The organism is Psychrobacter sp. M13, assembly GCF_030718935.1.
GTDB classification, from domain to species: Bacteria; Pseudomonadota; Gammaproteobacteria; order Pseudomonadales; family Moraxellaceae; genus Psychrobacter; species Psychrobacter immobilis_G.
The window spans coordinates 166369-184449 of sequence record NZ_CP132194.1 but is presented as its reverse complement, the minus strand read 5'-3'; the positions used below and the strand labels follow the sequence as shown (position 1 = coordinate 184449).

Here is an 18081-nt window from a genome sequence, read left to right as displayed (position 1 = left end):
TATAAAAAAGGATAGTGCTATGAGTAGTTTATCTGACAAACAAGTGGACATGCAGTTAGAAGATCTAACAGGCTGGTCGCGTGATGGCAATAGCATCATTAAGTCTTATCATTTTAACGACTTTATTGAAGCTATGAGTTTTATGAATCAAGCCGCCTTTTATGCAGAGGCGTTAGAACATCATCCTGAGTGGCACAATACTTATAATATAGTCGATGTACGCCTCACCTCTCATGATACAGGCGGCATTACTAGCCATGATATTCGTTTAGCTAAACGCATGGAATATATTATTCAGCCCAAACACTTATAGAACTACTTGCTGTAGTCTAAGCACAAAAAAGAGTCTAAGCATAGAAAATACTCTAAGCACAAAAAAGTCCTCAATTCATATTGAGGACTTTTTTATGTTTGAAGTATTGATATAGAATACTTTGCTGTTAGACTTTGCGACCGATGAAGGCCACGATGAACAAGATGACAGCAACGACTAAGAAGATATAAGCTAAGTTTGATGATAGGCCAGCGACACCGCCAAACCCTAGCAAACTTGCAAGCAGTGCGATCACTGCAAAAATAATAGCCCAACGAAACATAACATTCTCCTCAAATTAGGTTAAAAGTAAAAGTACTAGCATTGAGCTTTTATGTATCAGAGTAAGCTTTGTCATGGTAAAAATTTATGATAAAAGCCAATCTTGACTACTAAAAGCGCATCGCAATGCTATTGTTAATTGTTTTCATAATTATTGATAACTTGAAAAAATAATACCAGTAATCTTCTTGTTTGAAGAGACACTTTAGTAATCTTCGAGCTATGTTATGTAACCTTTGTAGCAATAGGGCCATATTTGTAATGAATTTATCACATTGGGTGATTTTATTTAGTTTTGAAAAATAATACTTCCAAAAAATCAGCTCTATTGCTTTATTATTTGCTGGTCATGATTACTGACCATCCACAAATATAACTATAACAGTGATAGCTTTTACGGCACACTAATCCTGTGTACAACTTATTTTTACCCCTATATATGAAGGATAGTTTATGACTATTAATACTGATAAACGCGCTTATACCATTGTGCTTTATGGTGCAACTAGCTTTGTAGGACAGATCACTGCTCATTATTTAGCACAGTTCTTGGCTGAGCAAAAAAAGGACAATTCGTCCAAATCTGTGACTTGGGCGATAGCAGGGCGTGATGAAGACAAGCTCAAAAAGCTGCAGGACGAAATAGCTAGCAAACAGGATGAAGATGCCGATAAGGTAGATATTATCATTGCTAATAGTGATGATGATGCTAGTCTTGATGCTATGACCCAGCAGACGCAAGTGATTATCTCAACGGTAGGCCCTTATCTAAAATATGGCGAGCCGCTGATCAAATACTGTGCACAAAACGGTACCGATTATGTCGATCTCACTGGCGAGGCCATTTTTATCAAAGATATGCTCGATAAGTATCAAGATACCGCCAAGCAGAGCGGCGCTCGTATTGTCAACTCTTGCGGCTTTGATTCTATCCCCTCAGATTTAGGGGTTTATTTTACTCAGCAGCAAGCACAAGATAAGTTCAACCAAGCTTGTGAAACAGTTCATATGCGCGTCAAAGCTGCTAAAGGCGGTCTATCTGGCGGTACGATTGCCTCTATGGCGACTATTTTTGAAGAGGTTGGTGAAGATAAATCGCGCCGTAAGCAAGTGGCCAATCCTTATCTATTAAATGATGATAGCGACGCACCTACTCTACGTCAAAAAAATGTTGGCAAGCCTGAATATGATGGTGAGCATAAGCGCTGGCTTGCGCCTTTTGTGATGGCGAGTATTAACACTCGCATTGTCCATCGCAGCAACCAGTTACTCAGTTATGAGTATGGGCGTGAGTTCAAATATGATGAAGCGATGTGGATGCAAGACGGTACTAAAGGTAAGCTGATGAGCTATGGTCTAAGCGCAGGCTTATTAGGTTTTGCCAGTGCTATGATGTTTAAACCAAGTCGCGAGTTATTATCTAAGCATGTTTTACCAAAATCAGGCTCTGGTCCTTCTAAATCTGAACAAGAAAACGGCTTCTTTGATATTCGCTTTTTTGGTACGACGACTAAGCAAGATACCATTAGCACTAAAGTAACGGGTGATAGAGATCCAGGCTATGGTAGTACTTCGCGGATGCTGACGCAGTCGGCCTTATGCTTGGCGCAAGATATCAGTCAAGATGAAGTAGCGGGCGGATTTTGGACTCCGGCCTCGGCTATGGGTGACAAGCTCATGCAGCGTTTAGAAGATCATGCAGGACTGAGCTTTGAAGTAATTGACAGCTAATGCAAAAAATTAAAAAGCAACATTTATACTATTAAAATGACAGCATCTTTATAGCAAGATGCTGTTTTTATTTGACAATAATAATACATTAGTTGCACTCAATGACTTGTTCGCACGAGTCTGTTAGATTTCTCATAGATGTACTACTGAACTGCTTGTATTGTCCTTGTTACCATTATGTCTAAGGTTCAGAAACAACAGTACTAACGTACTCGGTTTTCTATACTAGTCAATCGTGATAGTCGTTTATTGATTATCATGATTTTATTTTTTTATAGATTATATATCTTAAATAAATAGATTCAAGATACTAAATAGATGTGAGCTGTATCGAATAGTATTTGATATAAATAACCTTTTTGATTTTCATATTTAATAATATAAGACTATGAATCAAGGAATATACAAATGAAAAACTCTACTCTATCTTTATCGCTGCTTATCGGTGCTGCTATTACAATGCCAACATTAGCAATGGCAGCTCAAGCTGATATGACAGCAGCAGCTGAACAAGCTGTCGCTGTTGAGACTACAGTTGACAATACTGATGCAAGTGAACTTAGTACGTTTGCAGTTAGTGAAATTCAAACTATCTCACGTGCAAGTGTTGATAACACTATCCCCCAACAGCCAATGACAGCGCCGATGGCAGCATCACAAGAAGCGCCGCAAGACCCAGAGGTACAAGCGACAGAAATAATATCTGAAGATCCTGTCTTGGCAGACGAAGAAGACTTACTAGAAGAAGATTTAGAGGATTCAGAAGAAGATAGCCTTTAAACAAATGTCTTATTGCGTACGCTAGCCCAATCCTTGATTGGTTTATCGTTATTAAGAAACAATTAGATATATGCTTTCTACTTTTTTAACGCGCCCTAGTTATATTTAAAATAGTATTATATATCATGCGTAAAAAAGGCAGCCATTAGGCTGCCTTTTTATTGTATAAATACCAAGATATTGATTATTTTTTAGATTTGCTGACGCCTGCTTCTTGTAGTAACGCACCAAGCGTGCCCATTTTGCTAGGCGATTCTGCTTTTTCGGCACGCGGAGCCTTGCTACGACTATCATTAGGATTATTATTACTATGTTGACGCTTAGGCTTAGAGGGACGCTTATCGCCAGCTGGACGACTGCTGCGTGGACGACTGGCTTTGTCCTCATTATTAGCAACATTTGCCGTCGTAGTCTTCGCTGCTGGGCGTACTAGTTTTTCAGACTCAGGCTTCATACTAAAGCCAATACGACCCCGTTTTTCATCGATAGAGATCACCCGTACGGAGATAATATCGCCAGGCTTGACGCGATTCATAGGATCAGAGACAAAGTCATTTGCCATCTGTGAGATATGCACTAAGCCATCTTGATGGACGCCAACATCGACGAAACAACCAAAGGCAGTGACATTAGTCACCACACCCTCAAGCATCATGCCTTCTGTTAAATCTTTAATGCTATTCACATCGTCACGGAAGCTTGCTGTTTTGAACTCAGGACGCGGATCGCGAGCAGGTTTTGCCAGCTCATCTAAAATAGCTTTGATGCTGATATTGTCATCATTAGCGGCGATGGCTGTCGTATCCATACTGTTCAGTACGCCATCATTACCGATGATTTCACTCAAGTCTTTACCTGCTTGCGTCAATAAATCAGCAACCAATGCATAGCTCTCTGGATGCACGCCTGTGGCATCTAGAGGGTTACTGCCATCATTGATACGTAAGAACCCTGCGGCTTGCTCAAAAGTTTTTATCCCTAGGCGCGGGACACTTTTTAGATCTTCACGACTAGCAAACGCGCCATGTTCTTTTCGATAAGTGACGATTTGCTGCGCGACGTTTTTATTTAGACCAGCGATGTGCGTCAAAATAGCAGGACTAGCAGTATTTACATCAACCCCAACGGCGTTGACACTATCTTGAGTCACTTTATCTAAGCTATCGGCTAGCTGGTTTTGGTTAACATCATGCTGGTACTGACCAACGCCGATAGCTTTTGGATCGACTTTTACGAGCTCGGATAACGGATCTTGTAGGCGGCGAGCAATAGAGACTGCACCGCGCACTGAGACATCTAAATCAGCCAGCTCATCACTTGCCAGCTCGCTCGCTGAGTACACAGACGCTCCTGACTCATTGACGATAACTGCTTTGGCATGCAAGGCGTCATTAGCTTGGAGAATCTGTTTGACCATCGCATCAGTTTCGCGACTGGCTGTACCATTACCGATAGCCACTAGATCGATATTATAAGTGCTTAATAGATGATCAATAACTGTTTTGGCCTCAGTCATCTTATTATCAGGGGCAAATGGATACACGGTAGCAATAACGGATTTGTCCTCGCCATCTCTCATGACATGACCTTGTGCATCAATAACAGCCATTTTGACACCATGACGGATACCAGGATCAACGCCTAAAATCACTTTACGACCAGCAGGTGCGGACATTAGCAGATGTTGTAAATTACTGGCAAATACATCGATAGCATCTGCCTCAGCGCTCAGACGCTTCTGGGTCAATAGACGATGCTCAATGTGCGGACGCCACTTATCTTTCCATAAGCTATTAGCCGCCTCAGTCAAGAATTCATGACGCTCTACAGGCGTAGTATTAGCAATATCAAAATTGTTGATTATTTTATCAATAAAGGGCGCATCTTCGCCTTCAATCTTGAGACCTAGTACGTTTTCTTGACGACCGCGTAGCATCGCAAGCAGACGATGATTGGGCAGGCGAGCTAAGCTCTCGCTATGCTCAAAATAGTCTTTGAACTTCTCGCCTACTTCGCGCTTATCATCGCTGGCGACCGTTGAGACGATACTAGCCGTCTTCGCAAAACTATTGCGTAGATTATCTAAAAGAGCGAGTGCTTGCGTCCATTCATCAACGATAATAGCTTGTACACCCGCCAGCTGCTTGTCTATGTCGCTAAAATCAACGTCGATCTCATTGCCACTATCATCAGTAATAGTCGCAGGCAGCTGATAATCGGCCAAAGCAGCTGTTGGGGTAATCTGTTGCGTTAACAATGCTTGTGCAGCCAGATCTAGACCAGCGGCGCGCGCTTTAGCAGCAGGCGAGCGTCGGCGTGGACGATATGGCAAATAGATGTCTTCAAGCTCAAGCTTAGAGGTCGCATTATCAATGCGCGCTTGCAGCTCATCACTCAAGTTACCTTGAACACTTAGCAGCTCGGTAATCTTTAACCGACGAGTCGCCATATCGCGCTCATAAGTGAGCGCCTTCTCGAGCGCACGTAACTGTATATCGTCAAGATTTTGGGTTTTCTCTTTACGGTAGCGCGCAATAAAAGGCACCGTATCCCCTTCATCGTAGAGTTTGACAAACGCATTGACTTGAGCTGTCTTAATGCCAAGCGCGCGAGCAAGCTTGTCGTGAATATTCGCGTGTGTGGTTGCATCTAAGCCTTGAGAGGTTGAGGCTGGCGATGACGTTAAGGATTCAGTGCTAGTCATATACTTATCAATCATTGAGAAATGGTGTTTGGCATTATAGCAAAAGCTGGATGAATAAAAATCCTTTTTCTCTTATCGCAGTTTTTTATCGCTTTTTAGCCTCAAATTAACCTTTAATTATAGATTTGTCGGCGTAGTAAACAAACGCATACAGCATTTATGTCTATGAGTGATGCATTTAGTGATGCAATCTTATACACTAAAGCGGTGAACCCATATATATTAGTTATAACTGACGGTTGCCTCAAAGCTGTGATAAGGTGATATTAACTTTTAGCTATCTCAATCTAGTGGACAATAACTGACTTATTCGTAGCCTTTGACAATAATAACGCTCAATAAAGGATTTATTCATGACTGATAATAAAAGCTTAGATACTATGACTCAGCGCATTTTAGTTGTTGATGATGACGCCCGCTTGCGCTCTTTGCTACAACGCTTCCTAGAAGATGATGGTTTTGTCGTGCGTACCGCGCATGACGGTAGTCAGATGGATAAACTCATGCAACGTGAACTGTTCTCCTTAGTGGTGTTAGATCTGATGCTACCAGGCGAAGACGGTATCAGTATCTGTAAGCGCTTGCGTGAAGATAATGCGGATATTCCTATCATTATGTTGACTGCAAAAGGCGGCGATGCGGATCGTATCGCCGGCTTGGAAGCAGGCGCTGATGACTACTTGCCCAAGCCCTTTAATCCAAAAGAGCTGCTCGCCCGTATCAAAGCTGTGCTACGTCGTCAAAACCGTGAGCTACCAGGTGCGCCTAGTTATCAGCTAGAGGTGGTCGAGTTTGGTCCATGGACGCTTGATCTATCTACACGTACCTTAAAGCGTGATGGTAACGTCGTCACTTTAACTACAGGTGAGTTCTCTGTACTCAAAGCCTTAGTTCAGCATCCGCGTGAGCCCTTGACTCGTGATAAGCTAATGAACCTAGCCCGTGGTCGTGAGTGGGGTGCTATGGAGCGCTCTATCGACGTACAAGTCTCACGCTTGCGTCGTTTGATTGAGGATAACCCTTCACAAGCCCGTTATATTCAGACCGTTTGGGGTGTAGGTTACGTATTCGTACCAGACGAAGCTGAGCCAGAAGCGACTAGTGCTGACACAGAATAGCTAACGGCTCTGTATATTAGTAAAAAAATAAAACCCCTGACCATTATTTGGCAGGGGTTTTTTATGGAGCTGAATAATTCACAATAAATTAATGATAAACATCCACTTCAACGTAGTTGACTGTCTTTACTGCCACGGCGATTAAATAGCTCAATAGCTTTGGCTTCTCTTTCAAGCTCATTTTGACAGCCTATACAGTGCTGTACGCCAAGTACGGCTATTCGCCGCGCCTCTGGAATAGCATTACCGCACTCATCACAGAATTCTGCACTATCCCCTTTAGGTAGCGAGCTACGCACGCGCTCTAATGCATCATTGACGGTCGCGTCCATCTGCTCATGCTCTGCCCCATCTCTTGCCCATCCACCTGCCATAACTTATCCTTTTTAATGGTTTTAAAAATTTTGACTCTAAGATTATTATTAATATAATAAAGTCTTTAAGAACAGCTAGATGGGGTTAGGTTTAGCTTATTTCAATAGGCTAATCGACTTAGTTATTCACACAATTTAAGCAAAAATTATAGGGTTCAAACGATAGAGATCAAAGCATATGATTTAGAGCATTACTGTTTTGGCTGTAGCGCCACCACTTGTCCGCGTACGCCGATACTATCATCACTCATCAAGCAAATATAACCTGCCATAATGTCCTCAGGGGTCTTTAAACTCATAGGACTCTCGCCAGGGAACGCATGCGCGCGCATGTTAGTACGGGTACCGCCTGGATTAATACAGTTAAAGCGCAAATTAGTCGTATTTTGAGTCTCTTGAGTAAAGATATCACTCATACCCTCAACGCCTTGTTTTGATAGCGCATAAGCACCCCAAAACGCGCGTGGATGCGTGCCAACTGTGCTTGATGTAAATACGATAGAGCCGTTAGCTGCGTCTTTTAATAGTGGCAATAGCGCTTGGGTCAGCATAAAAGTTGCGGTAAAGTTCACTTGCATAACTTTAGTAAAAGTATCGACATCATACATCTCAAGCGGCGTCATCTCGCCAAGTATGCCTGCATTGTTTAATATACCATCAAGTTGACCGAACTCTTTATTGATCAATCCTTCTAACTGCTGCATCTCTGCGTAACTGGCCTTTTCCAAATCCATCGGTAAGATAGCAGGTTGCTTACCACCACTGCTCTCAATCTCGTCATAAACCGCTTCTAGCTTGCTACTAGTACGGCCTAATAATAGCACCGTTGCACCATAGCTTGCATAACTCAAAGCCGCAACGCGTCCAATACCTGCCCCTGCACCTGTCACCAAGATAGTCTTGCCTTGTAAGCAATTCTCGGTGGCGACAAAGTTACGAATCTCCTCATGAGTCAATGAGTGATTAGAATCTTGCTTAGTAGTTTGTTCGGTGTCTTTGTGAGAATAATTGGTCATAGACTTGATACTTATCTTTTAGAATTTATAGGGGATTTAAAAACGTTCAACTTTAAAAGGTGTGTAGAGGATTGCACTATAAATAATCAAATTTGCCAGAATTCACTAACAGATTTTTTAGCTGCATCGGGGTCTCGACAATGTATGTTGCGTTCCACTTCTTAATAGTTTTTTGATCCTCTGGTGGAATATAGCCATATGCCGCCAAAATAGTTGGCATACCAGCTGCCCTGCCCGCCTCAATATCACGGATATGATCGCCCACATATAACACGCTAGCCGCGCCACCACGCGGCATGCCTAGCTTTTCTAGCGCCAAATACATAGGCTCAGGATCGGGCTTAGTACGCGCCACATCATCAGGACAGACCAGTACGGTACAGCGCTCGTGCAAGTTCATTTTTTCTAGTAATTGTTCAGCCAAGTAGCGTGGCTTGTTAGTGACAATACCCCAAGGTACTTGTTTTGATTCCAAGAAAATTAATACTTCATCAAGTTGCTCAAAAAGACAGCTATCGACACAAATATCCGCTTCATAATCATCCAAGAACTGCTGTCGAAACTCAAGTAGCTCTTCTTGGCTGACGACGGTCTGTCCATTGTGCCGGAGCATCAACTGTACCATCGCTGAGGCTCCAGCTGAGACTTGCTCACGGATATCATTCTGATCAGGCGCTTGCCAGTTATTCTCAAGACTCATTTTGCCGATAATACGCACAAAGTCTGCGGCAGTGTCAACCAAAGTTCCATCGAGATCGAACAGTACCGCATTTACAAAGTTAGTCATGATAAAAGCTCTTATCTTATTATTAATTTATTAGTATTTACGTTATTAGTATTTAAGTTATTAATATTTAGGCTATTAGCATTTAGATTAGTAGTACTTAGATTATCAATACCATACTTTAAATCTACGCTAATGGTTTTTGTACTGCCATCATATAGTTGACATCGACATTTTGTGCCAGCCAATAGCGCTTCGTAATCGGATTGTAGTGTAGTCCGATGATATCTTGGCGCGTAAATCCAGCATTGGTAGCCATTTTGTCCAGCTCGCTTGGCGTAATGAATTTGGCATAATCATGAGTACCGCGATCCAACAAACGCAATACATACTCTGCGCCGATAATAGCAAACAGATAGGACTTAGGATTACGATTAATAGTAGAAAGCACACAGACACCGCCTGGGGCTAGCATGTCAAAGCAGGCTTGTACGATAGCGCTGGGATCGGGTACATGCTCTAGCATCTCCATACAGGTCACTACATCGAATTGCCCTGTATGCTGCGCGGCAAAGCGTTCAACTGCAATATGCTTATAGCTCAAAGTATCAGTCAAGCTGCTTTGCTCAGCATGGACACTAGCCGCTTTTAGATTTTCAACGCCTAAATCAATACCCGTAACCTCAGCACCACGACGAGCCATAGATTCAGATAAAATACCACCACCGCAACCAACATCAACGATCTTTTTGCCCGCTAGGCTAGTATCAAAGCCAGTATCTAAGCTGTCATTATTACCTTTGTAGCCACGCTTTACATTGTCCTCTATCCAGTTGAGGCGCAGTGGATTGATCTCATGTAACGTTGCAAATGCGCCTGTTTTATCCCACCACTCGCTCGCTAGTTTATTGAACTTATCTACCTCACTAGGATCGACGTTAGCGGTGGCATCTTGGTTAGCAGCGATATCTTGGTTAGCACTGATATCAAGATCATTTTTATTGTGATCATTAGCATGGGTACTTTGCAAAGCATCCAAAGGCGCAGCTGAGCTCATAGCATTTTCCTTGATTATCATTAATAGGGTCAATATTGTTATATGTCTAATATTATACGTCTTTATAGTCATTCAATGTTAGCATGACCCTTGCGATTTTGTCGTAAACGCATAGTGAAGGTTTGTATATGTCGTTAGACTTATTACCAGTCAGATACTCTAATTAGCGACGACTGCTTTGCATATCTAGACGAATGCTTTGCATACTTATGAGCATTTTGATGAGCTTGAACAAGTACAAGTAAGCCTGTCTAAATAACGCCTACATGCTTGCAACCTTTGGTTAAGAATACGATTCACAATCATACTCATTTTGCGTTACTATAGGCAAATTAGATCTTAATCGTTTATCATAGTAAATTGCTAAGCAAGCTAAGTGAAGTGGCCGACAAACTAGATAGCCTTATTGGATTTATTCATAGCATTATATTTATAGTATTTATACCTCAAGACTCTCAAGGAAAATTTATGAAACGTGTTATCGCATTGACTGGTTTGGCTTGCGCTATTGGTCTTGCCAATATGGGCGTACAGGCAGCTGACTATGTCGCTGGCAAGGATTACCGTGTACTCGATAACCCAGAAAAAATCAGTGGTGATAGTATCATCGTTCGTGACTTTTTTTGGTACGGTTGTCCACATTGTTATGCTCTCCACCCGCACATGGATAAGTGGTCTAAAACTAAAGATAAAGATGTGGCATTCTTTAAGACGCCAGCAGCTCTAAACCCTGTTTGGGAAGCTAGCGCTCGTGGGTTTTATGCCGCACAGTTGCTAGGCTTTGAAGATAAAACCCATGATGCCTTGTTTGACGCTGTACAAAAAGATGGAAAAAAACTATTTGATCAAAAGTCACTGGCCAATTGGTATGGCTCTAAAGGTGTGGATCAAAAGAAATTTAATAGTTTGTATAACTCGTTTGCTGTCGGCACTAAAATCGGTCGCTCACAAGCGGGCGCTAAGCGTTATCAATTAACGGGCGTACCTGCAGTAGTCGTTCATGGCAAATACGTAGTCACAGGTGATCCTGCAAATGTACCTAAAGTGGTCGATTATTTGGTCGACAAGGTACGCGCTGAGAAAAAGTAACTGATTTACAAAAACTGAATTCACAAAAACAGCATAAAAAAGCCAATCATTTCAATTATGATTGGCTTTTTTTATAGGCTGCTTTAACAAGCGAAATATAGCACGCAAAGTATTAAAAACTATTTTAGATCGGATAAAATAGCGATTTCGCGAATATAGCTTACTAAATCTTCTTGAGCTTCTGCCATCAGCTCATCATCTTGTAAGTGCTTAGCGTACTCAATCCACAATAATAACTGGTAAAGACTATTACGCTCAGAGATCTTATATTGCTTGATAAATTGTTTAAGCGTGCCCTCATCATTGATGTTTAAGCGGCTATGCCAGCTCTCAATCTTGGCGACTTGCTCACTTGCAAAATGCGCTTCAAATAGGGCTTTTACTAGCTCATGACGGTTTTCTTCACTGATAAGCTTACCGACGCGTTTGGTCTGACGGTTGCGGGCAGTAGCGCTGGTTATATCTGCTAGCGCCATCAGCTCCGCCATAAAATAATCACTAGCAGGTAGCTTTTTTAGCTGCTTTTTTGATAGATTTGCCAGCGGAATAGACAGTTCTTGCAGGCGCTCGTGGGATTTTTTTAGTTCAGTACGCGAGACGCGCATGTCTTGTTCTGACCAGTCAATCATATAAGCTCTCTAGATAATAATAAGGTTTGATAATAATTAAGTTTGATAGTGATGAATAGTTTGAGCTATATAAGCAATTAACTCAAGTGTTTACCAACGACGTTTTTCGCGATGTTTGGCGACCAAAGTTAGCTCACTCGGTAAACTATCAGCAAGTCTCGTTTTTAACTGTTCAGTAATAAATACTGAGCGATGCTTGCCGCCTGTACAGCCAATAGCGACTGTCACCGTATGACGGTTATTATGTAAAAAATCTGGCAGCCAGCGCTGTAAGAACCGATGGATATCATCTGTCATCTCAGCGACCTCAGGGTATTCGGCAAAAAACTCACCAACCTCCGCATCAAGTCCTGTAGCGCTACGTAGCGCAGGGCTCCAATGTGGGTTTGGCAAAATCCGCACATCAAACACAAAGTCGGCATCAATAGGACTGCCGTACTTAAAGCCAAATGAAAGTAGATTTATAACGATCTTATTATCAGCACCTATATGCTCACGCAACCGCTCTTTTAGCTGATGGATATTAAGCTTACTGGTATCAATTGTAATATCAGCACAGCTGGCAATCGGCTCTAACAGCTCTATTTCTTTTTTTATCGCCGCTGGCAGATTGTAGCTAGTATGATCTGAGTCTTTAGCGTCTTGCGCCATTAGCGGATGAACCCGACGCGTCGCATTAAAGCGTGCCACTAATGTGCTCTCTTGCGCGGTTACGTAAATGACCTTTACCGTCTGCTCACCGTAAACTTGCTTTAAAATATCATGAATCGATGAAAAATTGGACAAATCTGCCTGTGGCGAGCGAATATCGACCCCTAAAGCAATGCGCTTTATAGTACTCTCATTGATCAATTTGTACGCCGCATCAGGAACCAACGATAAGGGTAGGTTATCAATAGCATAATACCCTAAGTCCTCTAAAATATTGAGCACTGACGTTTTACCTGACCCCGAGCGACCAGATATGACCAATACACTGACATCGTCATTTAACTTTTGCGCCGAGATGGCATTGTGTTGCTCATTATTCGCTACTTCCATGACTCATCATCCTATATTACGTCTATTGAATCACTATTGAGGAGTGCTTTTTATAGTGAGTAGCTGATTATCTAATAAGCGTGCACGACCCAAGCGCGCAGCTACTAAAATAACTAGCTGCTGACTCTTAGTATTACTAGAATCAGATGCCAGATGTATATCACTTAGATCTGTCAACTCAGCCGTTTTTACCTCTAAATAATCAACGTCGAAACCTATTTCAGTCATGTGCTTTTTAGTTTTGGCTATTAAGCTTTCAAAGACTTTTTGTTCAGGTTTAGCCTCCATTAGCTGACTTGCTAAAAGCTTTAGCTGTGCCTGTAGACTAGGTGCTATTTGGCGCTCATTATCCGTTAAATATTGATTACGTGACGATAAGGCTAATCCATCATCAGCGCGGACAATAGGGGCACCTATGATCTCGATAGGATAGCTTAAGTCGCGAACTAACTGCTTAATAATAGCCAACTGCTGATAGTCTTTTTGACCGAATATGGCGCTGTCAGGTTGGATAATATTGAATAGTTTGGCGACAACAATACCAACACCATCAAAATGTGTAGGCCGAGACTGACCACACAACTGCGTGGCTATAGCACCTGCCATCACTAAGGTGGGCGGTGGCAGCACAGGATAAATCTCGCTAATGCTAGGGGCAAAGACATAATCCACACCTATCGAGGTAAGCTTTGCTATGTCCTCATCAAGGGTGCGCGGATAGCTGTCAAAATCCTCTCCTACCCCAAACTGGGTTGGATTGACAAAGATACTAACGACTACGATATCAGCGTGCTGACGGGCAAGTCTTACTAGCTCAAGATGACCTTGATGTAGGTTACCCATCGTCGGCACTAGTGCAATGCTTTGTTGCTGACGCAATGGCTTTAACGTCTCTTGTAATGTGGCAATATGATGATGAATAGTAGGCATCAAAAAGTCTTCTTATACAGTCATAGAAAAAGCTAAGTTAAAAATACAGTTGTTACTAAAACTGTTCGTTAGAAATCTAGTCAAATTGATGCTGCTGCATTGGAAAACTGCCCTCTACTACTGATTGCTGATATAAGGCAAACGCGCCATCAATGCTATGTTCAGTATTACGTTCATCAGTCAAAAAGTCGTGGACGAATCTTGGGACACGGCCATAAACCATACCCAGCATGTCATGCATAACTAATACTTGACCATCAGTATCTGCGCCTGCACCTATGCCGATCACGGGTACGGCTACTGCCTTAGTAACGGCTTTGGCTAATTCAGCAGGAACACATTCTAATACTAATAAAGCTGCGCCTGCTGCTACTACTGCCTTTGCATCGCTCAGCAATTTATCCGCAGAATCATCGCTACGACCTTGAACCTTATAGCCACCAAAGACATTAACTGATTGCGGAGTCAATCCTAAATGTACACAAGTCGGTGTGCCTGCTTGTGCCAATGTGCTAACTAAATCACACAGCTCGCTGCCACCTTCAATCTTTATCACATGCGCACCCGCCTGCATCAGCTGACGACTATTGGCGATAGCCTCTGGCAAGGTGACGTAACTCATAAAGGGCAAGTCCGCTAAAATAAGCGCGTGCTTATTGCTACGTGCGACATTGGCGGTATGATAAGCCATATCTGCTACACTTACAGGCAAAGTAGAGTCATGACCTTGTACCACCATACCTAAGCTATCACCGATCAAGATAGTGTCAATCTTGGCTTTGTCCATCATCCGTGCAAACATGGCATCATAACAAGTCAGACAAGTAAATTTAGTGCCTTCTCGCTTGAATTTTTTTAAAGTTGATAAAGTCGTCATAAAGCTCTCTATGCTATTTGTAAAACCTTGTCTTATAAAACTTTGTCGTTGTGGTGATCAGTATGATTAATATCGACATTTAGCTGCGTTAAGTCTGTCCAATCGGTGCTCATTGGATAAGCTACTATCGGCTTGCCAGCAATCATTAGTATAGGCGCAAGCTCTCGCAGTGGCACTAAGACAAAATTACGATCGCTTATGCCAGCATGCGGTACGATCAATCGCGACTCGTTTATCTGCGCTTGACCGTATAGCAAGATATCCACATCGAGACTACGCTCGCCCCAATGACGCAGTCGCGCCCGCTTTGCCTCACTCTCTAGGTGCTGACAAACATCAAGCAGCTCAAGTGGTGCGAGGGTGGTCTCAAACCCTACTACCGCATTGATAAAATCGGGCTGATCTTGTGGTCCCATTGGCTTTGAGGCATAGAATGAAGAGGGTTGCAGATCACGAATCTGTCTATGCTGATCTAACGCCATTAAAGTATGCTGTATATGCTCAACAGGCGAACCCAACTCAGTCGCTAGATTACTACCTAGACCTAAATAGCATCTGACCCAGCTGGCATTGTCGCTACTATTCACTTTATCGCTCACTCACTGTCGTATCAGTACTCGGCTGACGACGGCGACGCTTTGCTGGCACAGCTCCTTTGTTACTAGCTAAACTAGCCGATTTATTGGGCGTAGATTTTTGACTGGTATTACTCTGTTCATCGACAGACGTTTTGGCAGCTTTATCTGAGCTTACGCTTTTACTAACTTTCGCAGGACGAGACTTAGCTTTTGGTTGCAGCTGAGGTTTGGCATCAATAACAACCTGCGCAGCTGAACTCTTAGCAGTATCAGTAGCCTTGTCAGCACCGATTGCTTCAGCACTAGGCTGACGACGACGGCGCTGATGCGGTATAGGTTCGTTGTTGATACTTACTAGTTTCGGCGTTTGCGCTACGGTCGCTTTTGCAGCGGTAGAACGCTTAGGCTTAGCTTGTTTTGCACTGCTGCTACAATCAGACTCATCCTTAGCTTGGCTGGTGCTGGTTGGTTTTTCTTTGGTGGCTTCTTTAGTAGCCGCTTTAGCGTTAGTCTTTTTAACATCAGACGCTTGCACTGGCTCTGCCAGCTGTTTTTTCAGCGGTGGCACGACATTAGCATGCTCAATCACAAATAACGGCGCAGGAGTCGACCCTTTATCTTGTTGCAACTCAATGCTGTTGTTAGCGAGGGATAACTGCTGCAATTGAGCCAACTCATGGCTATCGTGCTTCTCTCGCGGTGTCAGCTTACTGCCTGACTTTCTGCGAGAGCTATTACTCTTACTACTATTGGCGCGAGAGTTTTTTTGGCTACTTTCTTGCTGGCTTTGTGTACTGTCTAACTTATCATCAAGCTTTGCATCCGACTCAGTATCAGTGCGACGACGGCGACGTGTAGGCACGTTTGCAGGGTCGTTATTCACTTTGGCATTGCCGTTGTTCGTATTTTCATTATTCATAGGCTGTTCATTATCGCTAGTTTTTTTATGACTACTATTTATGTAGCGCTCATCATCATTGCTATTTGCTTGCTCTGTCTGATTTTGATGACTTTGACGATTGTGCGAACGATCTCGCCTGCGACTCTTATCTTGCTTATAAGCACCGCGACGGATACCTTCATCAAAGTCCTCAATTGCCTGCTGCTTTTGCGCCTCAGATAAGGTCTGATAAGTCTGCCACCAGTCGCCCATCTCATTGGTTGACTCAGATAACGGATGCTCAGCATCCCCGCATTGCTCACGCAATAATAAAAAGTCAAAGCCTGCTCGAAAGCGTGGATGCTCAGCCAGTTGCTCTATCTGTTTACTACGTGGCGCTGCTAATTTTGGCTGCAAGATCCAGATATCGCGAATAAACTGCTCAGCAAATTTGGGAATAGCAGTCTTAATACGTTGGCGCTCTATAACTTTTCCCGCCGCTTGCATTTGCGCATCGGCAAAAGGCATATTACGCTTTTTGGCTTTTTCTAACTGATGCAGGTAGTTTTCCCACAATAAAGCAGCATAAAAGAAAGCAGGATTGATACTTTTGCCCGTATTGATGCGCTTATCGGTATTAATTGCTACTTGTTTGACTAACGCGTTAGGCTGGGAGGGCGGATAGATAATCAGACTATCGATAGCACCTGACTCAAATAGTAACGGCAATAAGGGGACAAGGTAGCCACCAGTAAACATCTTTTGCGTCTCATCATAGAGTCGATGTGGCGATATTTGCTCAAGTAGCGACCAGTTACCTTCATGAAACTGATCAGCCAGCTCATCATCAAACTCGAAGCCAAGCTTGGCTTTGAAGCGCAGCGCACGTAATAGACGCACAGGATCTTCTTCGATACGTACTGGCGCATTGCCTAACAAGCGAATAGTCTTATTGCGAATATCCTCAAGCGCACCACAAAAATCATGAACCACACCCTTTAGTGGCTGATAATACAAGGCATTGATAGAGAAATCACGACGGGCAAAGTCTTGTTTGATATCACCCCAAACGTTATCGCGAATGATCATACCGTCTTGATTGGTATTGGCATCATTATTGGGTGGACCACGAAAAGTCGCCACTTCGATGAGTTCGCGACCTGAGTACACATGCGCTAACTGAAAGCGACGACCAATAATACGACAGCGCTTACCAAAGACATCTTTTATCTCATGTGGCTTGGCATCGGTGACGGCATCGAAGTCTTTTGGACGCAGTCCTAGCAAAGTATCACGCACTCCACCACCAACGATATAGGCATCAAAACCTGCTCGGGATAGAGTAGCGATTACTTCGGTGATGGAATTAGGTAATTCAGATTTATTCAGTTCTAACTGCTTGGCGGCACGCTCGGCCATGCATCTACTCCTTGCCATATTCTTAACCACCCTGACTAATACAATTCTCGCACAGTTCTCGTCAGGCGGATGTACCTTGTAGTTTAACAAATTTTAGGCTTATTAGGGGTTTTTAGACATTTACTTACGTGCTATTTTGTCAAAAACAGTAGTATTTAATACTATGAATATACTCGACAAGGAAATTTTTAGTTTTTAACCTTTAAGCGTGAGCGATTATTTTCTACTGTTTTTGTACCTATGCCTTTAACTTTTGCCAAATCATCAATGGTTTTAAACTCACCGAACATCTCACGATACAGAATAATCTCTTGTGCTTTGCTACTACCGATGCCCTTTAGCGTCGTCAGCTCGCCCTCATCAGCGCGATTAATATTGACGCCAGCTTGGGTTATTGCCTGAATCTCGACGTTTTCTTGCGCTATTAGATAATTATAAGCCGTTTGCGGATTGTCAAAACAGGGCACGGCTTGCGTGCTGCTAACCGTCATAAGAATGACTGTCACCAAGCTGATCAGTATTTTAATCATTTTGATGAG

General features: G+C 42.8%; 18 protein-coding genes. 5 read left to right on the top strand and 13 right to left on the bottom strand.

Annotated elements, in window-relative coordinates; translation table 11 throughout:
* Positions 1 to 19 precede the first annotated feature (19 nt).
* Entirely contained in the window at positions 20 to 313 is a 294-nt protein-coding gene (locus Q9G97_RS00805) for a 4a-hydroxytetrahydrobiopterin dehydratase (protein ID WP_305899339.1), read from the top strand.
* Positions 314 to 440: 127 nt separating this feature from the next.
* On the opposite strand, the gene Q9G97_RS00800 is transcribed toward Q9G97_RS00805, so the two are convergent.
* A complete protein-coding gene (locus Q9G97_RS00800) occupies positions 441 to 596 on the bottom strand; it encodes a DUF1328 domain-containing protein (protein ID WP_201571013.1) in 156 nt (51 codons plus the stop codon).
* Positions 597 to 1048: 452 nt separating this feature from the next.
* Here Q9G97_RS00800 and Q9G97_RS00795 point away from each other — a divergent pair, with 452 nt between their 5' ends.
* Together Q9G97_RS00795 and Q9G97_RS00790 are read left to right on the top strand one after the other, a co-directional pair.
* Complete coding sequence (locus tag Q9G97_RS00795; RefSeq protein WP_305899338.1) at positions 1049 to 2326, top strand: trans-acting enoyl reductase family protein; 1278 nt, start codon at positions 1049 to 1051, stop codon at positions 2324 to 2326.
* Positions 2327 to 2734: 408 nt separating this feature from the next.
* Positions 2735 to 3106, top strand: coding sequence for a hypothetical protein (locus Q9G97_RS00790; RefSeq protein ID WP_201571008.1), 372 nt, complete (start codon positions 2735 to 2737; stop codon positions 3104 to 3106).
* A 184-nt stretch (positions 3107 to 3290) separates the two neighbouring features.
* Here Q9G97_RS00790 and Q9G97_RS00785 read toward each other — a convergent pair whose 3' ends face one another.
* On the bottom strand, positions 3291 to 5810 hold the full coding sequence (locus Q9G97_RS00785; RefSeq protein WP_305899337.1) for a Tex family protein: 2520 nt from the start codon (positions 5808 to 5810) through the stop codon (positions 3291 to 3293).
* Between the two features lie 353 nt (positions 5811 to 6163).
* Here Q9G97_RS00785 and ompR point away from each other — a divergent pair, with 353 nt between their 5' ends.
* Positions 6164 to 6928 (top strand): two-component system response regulator OmpR, encoded by a 765-nt coding sequence (gene ompR / locus Q9G97_RS00780; RefSeq protein ID WP_227680312.1) that lies wholly within the window; start codon positions 6164 to 6166, stop codon positions 6926 to 6928.
* Positions 6929 to 7035: 107 nt separating this feature from the next.
* On the opposite strand, the gene Q9G97_RS00775 is transcribed toward ompR, so the two are convergent.
* The 4 genes from Q9G97_RS00775 to ubiG all read right to left on the bottom strand — a co-directional run bounded on the left by Q9G97_RS00775 (position 7036) and on the right by ubiG (position 10099).
* Positions 7036 to 7302, bottom strand: a complete 267-nt coding sequence (locus tag Q9G97_RS00775) for a DksA/TraR family C4-type zinc finger protein (protein ID WP_305899336.1) — start codon at positions 7300 to 7302, stop codon at positions 7036 to 7038.
* A 191-nt stretch (positions 7303 to 7493) separates the two neighbouring features.
* Positions 7494 to 8318: a YciK family oxidoreductase gene (locus Q9G97_RS00770; RefSeq protein WP_305899335.1), complete on the bottom strand. Its 825-nt coding sequence runs from the start codon at positions 8316 to 8318 to the stop codon at positions 7494 to 7496.
* 76 nt (positions 8319 to 8394) lie between these two features.
* Positions 8395 to 9105, bottom strand: a complete 711-nt coding sequence (locus tag Q9G97_RS00765; RefSeq protein WP_305899334.1) for an HAD family hydrolase — start codon at positions 9103 to 9105, stop codon at positions 8395 to 8397.
* A 124-nt stretch (positions 9106 to 9229) separates the two neighbouring features.
* Positions 9230 to 10099: a bifunctional 2-polyprenyl-6-hydroxyphenol methylase/3-demethylubiquinol 3-O-methyltransferase UbiG gene (gene ubiG, locus Q9G97_RS00760; protein WP_305899333.1), complete on the bottom strand. Its 870-nt coding sequence runs from the start codon at positions 10097 to 10099 to the stop codon at positions 9230 to 9232.
* Positions 10100 to 10567: 468 nt separating this feature from the next.
* Here ubiG and Q9G97_RS00755 point away from each other — a divergent pair, with 468 nt between their 5' ends.
* Positions 10568 to 11188, top strand: coding sequence for a thiol:disulfide interchange protein DsbA/DsbL (locus Q9G97_RS00755; RefSeq protein WP_305899332.1), 621 nt, complete (start codon positions 10568 to 10570; stop codon positions 11186 to 11188).
* 119 nt (positions 11189 to 11307) lie between these two features.
* On the opposite strand, the gene yjgA is transcribed toward Q9G97_RS00755, so the two are convergent.
* The 7 genes from yjgA to Q9G97_RS00720 form a co-directional block, all read right to left on the bottom strand.
* Entirely contained in the window at positions 11308 to 11817 is a 510-nt protein-coding gene (gene yjgA / locus Q9G97_RS00750; RefSeq protein WP_201570996.1) for a ribosome biogenesis factor YjgA, read from the bottom strand.
* 90 nt (positions 11818 to 11907) lie between these two features.
* Positions 11908 to 12858, bottom strand: coding sequence for an RNase adapter RapZ (gene rapZ / locus Q9G97_RS00745; protein WP_201570994.1), 951 nt, complete (start codon positions 12856 to 12858; stop codon positions 11908 to 11910).
* A gap of 33 nt (positions 12859 to 12891) precedes the next feature.
* The gene (panC, locus tag Q9G97_RS00740; RefSeq protein WP_305899331.1) at positions 12892 to 13788 is read right to left on the bottom strand and encodes a pantoate--beta-alanine ligase; all 897 of its coding nucleotides are present in this window, start codon (positions 13786 to 13788) and stop codon (positions 12892 to 12894) included.
* A gap of 76 nt (positions 13789 to 13864) precedes the next feature.
* Positions 13865 to 14665 (bottom strand): 3-methyl-2-oxobutanoate hydroxymethyltransferase, encoded by an 801-nt coding sequence (gene panB, locus Q9G97_RS00735; protein WP_305899330.1) that lies wholly within the window; start codon positions 14663 to 14665, stop codon positions 13865 to 13867.
* Between the two features lie 32 nt (positions 14666 to 14697).
* Positions 14698 to 15264, bottom strand: a complete 567-nt coding sequence (gene folK, locus Q9G97_RS00730; protein ID WP_305899329.1) for a 2-amino-4-hydroxy-6-hydroxymethyldihydropteridine diphosphokinase — start codon at positions 15262 to 15264, stop codon at positions 14698 to 14700.
* Positions 15254 to 17542, bottom strand: coding sequence for a polynucleotide adenylyltransferase PcnB (pcnB, locus tag Q9G97_RS00725; protein WP_305899328.1), 2289 nt, complete (start codon positions 17540 to 17542; stop codon positions 15254 to 15256). Before pcnB ends, folK begins: the two co-directional genes overlap by 11 nt.
* Before the next feature lie 188 nt (positions 17543 to 17730).
* Positions 17731 to 18072: a ComEA family DNA-binding protein gene (locus Q9G97_RS00720; RefSeq protein WP_305899327.1), complete on the bottom strand. Its 342-nt coding sequence runs from the start codon at positions 18070 to 18072 to the stop codon at positions 17731 to 17733.
* Positions 18073 to 18081 lie beyond the last annotated feature (9 nt).

Excerpts from the sequence above, each read along its gene's own strand:
- Q9G97_RS00805 (WP_305899339.1), top strand. The coding sequence starts at position 20 with ATGAGTAGTTTATCTGACAAACAAGTGGACATGCAGTTAGAAGATCTA.
- Q9G97_RS00800 (WP_201571013.1), bottom strand. The coding sequence starts at position 596 with ATGTTTCGTTGGGCTATTATTTTTGCAGTGATCGCACTGCTTGCAAGT.
- Q9G97_RS00795 (WP_305899338.1), top strand. The coding sequence starts at position 1,049 with ATGACTATTAATACTGATAAACGCGCTTATACCATTGTGCTTTATGGT.
- Q9G97_RS00790 (WP_201571008.1), top strand. The coding sequence starts at position 2,735 with ATGAAAAACTCTACTCTATCTTTATCGCTGCTTATCGGTGCTGCTATT.
- Q9G97_RS00785 (WP_305899337.1), bottom strand. The coding sequence starts at position 5,810 with ATGACTAGCACTGAATCCTTAACGTCATCGCCAGCCTCAACCTCTCAA.
- ompR (WP_227680312.1), top strand. The coding sequence starts at position 6,164 with ATGACTGATAATAAAAGCTTAGATACTATGACTCAGCGCATTTTAGTT.
- Q9G97_RS00775 (WP_305899336.1), bottom strand. The coding sequence starts at position 7,302 with ATGGCAGGTGGATGGGCAAGAGATGGGGCAGAGCATGAGCAGATGGAC.
- Q9G97_RS00770 (WP_305899335.1), bottom strand. The coding sequence starts at position 8,318 with ATGACCAATTATTCTCACAAAGACACCGAACAAACTACTAAGCAAGAT.
- Q9G97_RS00765 (WP_305899334.1), bottom strand. The coding sequence starts at position 9,105 with ATGACTAACTTTGTAAATGCGGTACTGTTCGATCTCGATGGAACTTTG.
- ubiG (WP_305899333.1), bottom strand. The coding sequence starts at position 10,099 with ATGAGCTCAGCTGCGCCTTTGGATGCTTTGCAAAGTACCCATGCTAAT.
- Q9G97_RS00755 (WP_305899332.1), top strand. The coding sequence starts at position 10,568 with ATGAAACGTGTTATCGCATTGACTGGTTTGGCTTGCGCTATTGGTCTT.
- yjgA (WP_201570996.1), bottom strand. The coding sequence starts at position 11,817 with ATGATTGACTGGTCAGAACAAGACATGCGCGTCTCGCGTACTGAACTA.
- rapZ (WP_201570994.1), bottom strand. The coding sequence starts at position 12,858 with ATGGAAGTAGCGAATAATGAGCAACACAATGCCATCTCGGCGCAAAAG.
- panC (WP_305899331.1), bottom strand. The coding sequence starts at position 13,788 with ATGCCTACTATTCATCATCATATTGCCACATTACAAGAGACGTTAAAG.
- panB (WP_305899330.1), bottom strand. The coding sequence starts at position 14,665 with ATGACGACTTTATCAACTTTAAAAAAATTCAAGCGAGAAGGCACTAAA.
- pcnB (WP_305899328.1), bottom strand. The coding sequence starts at position 17,542 with ATGGCCGAGCGTGCCGCCAAGCAGTTAGAACTGAATAAATCTGAATTA.
- Q9G97_RS00720 (WP_305899327.1), bottom strand. The coding sequence starts at position 18,072 with ATGATTAAAATACTGATCAGCTTGGTGACAGTCATTCTTATGACGGTT.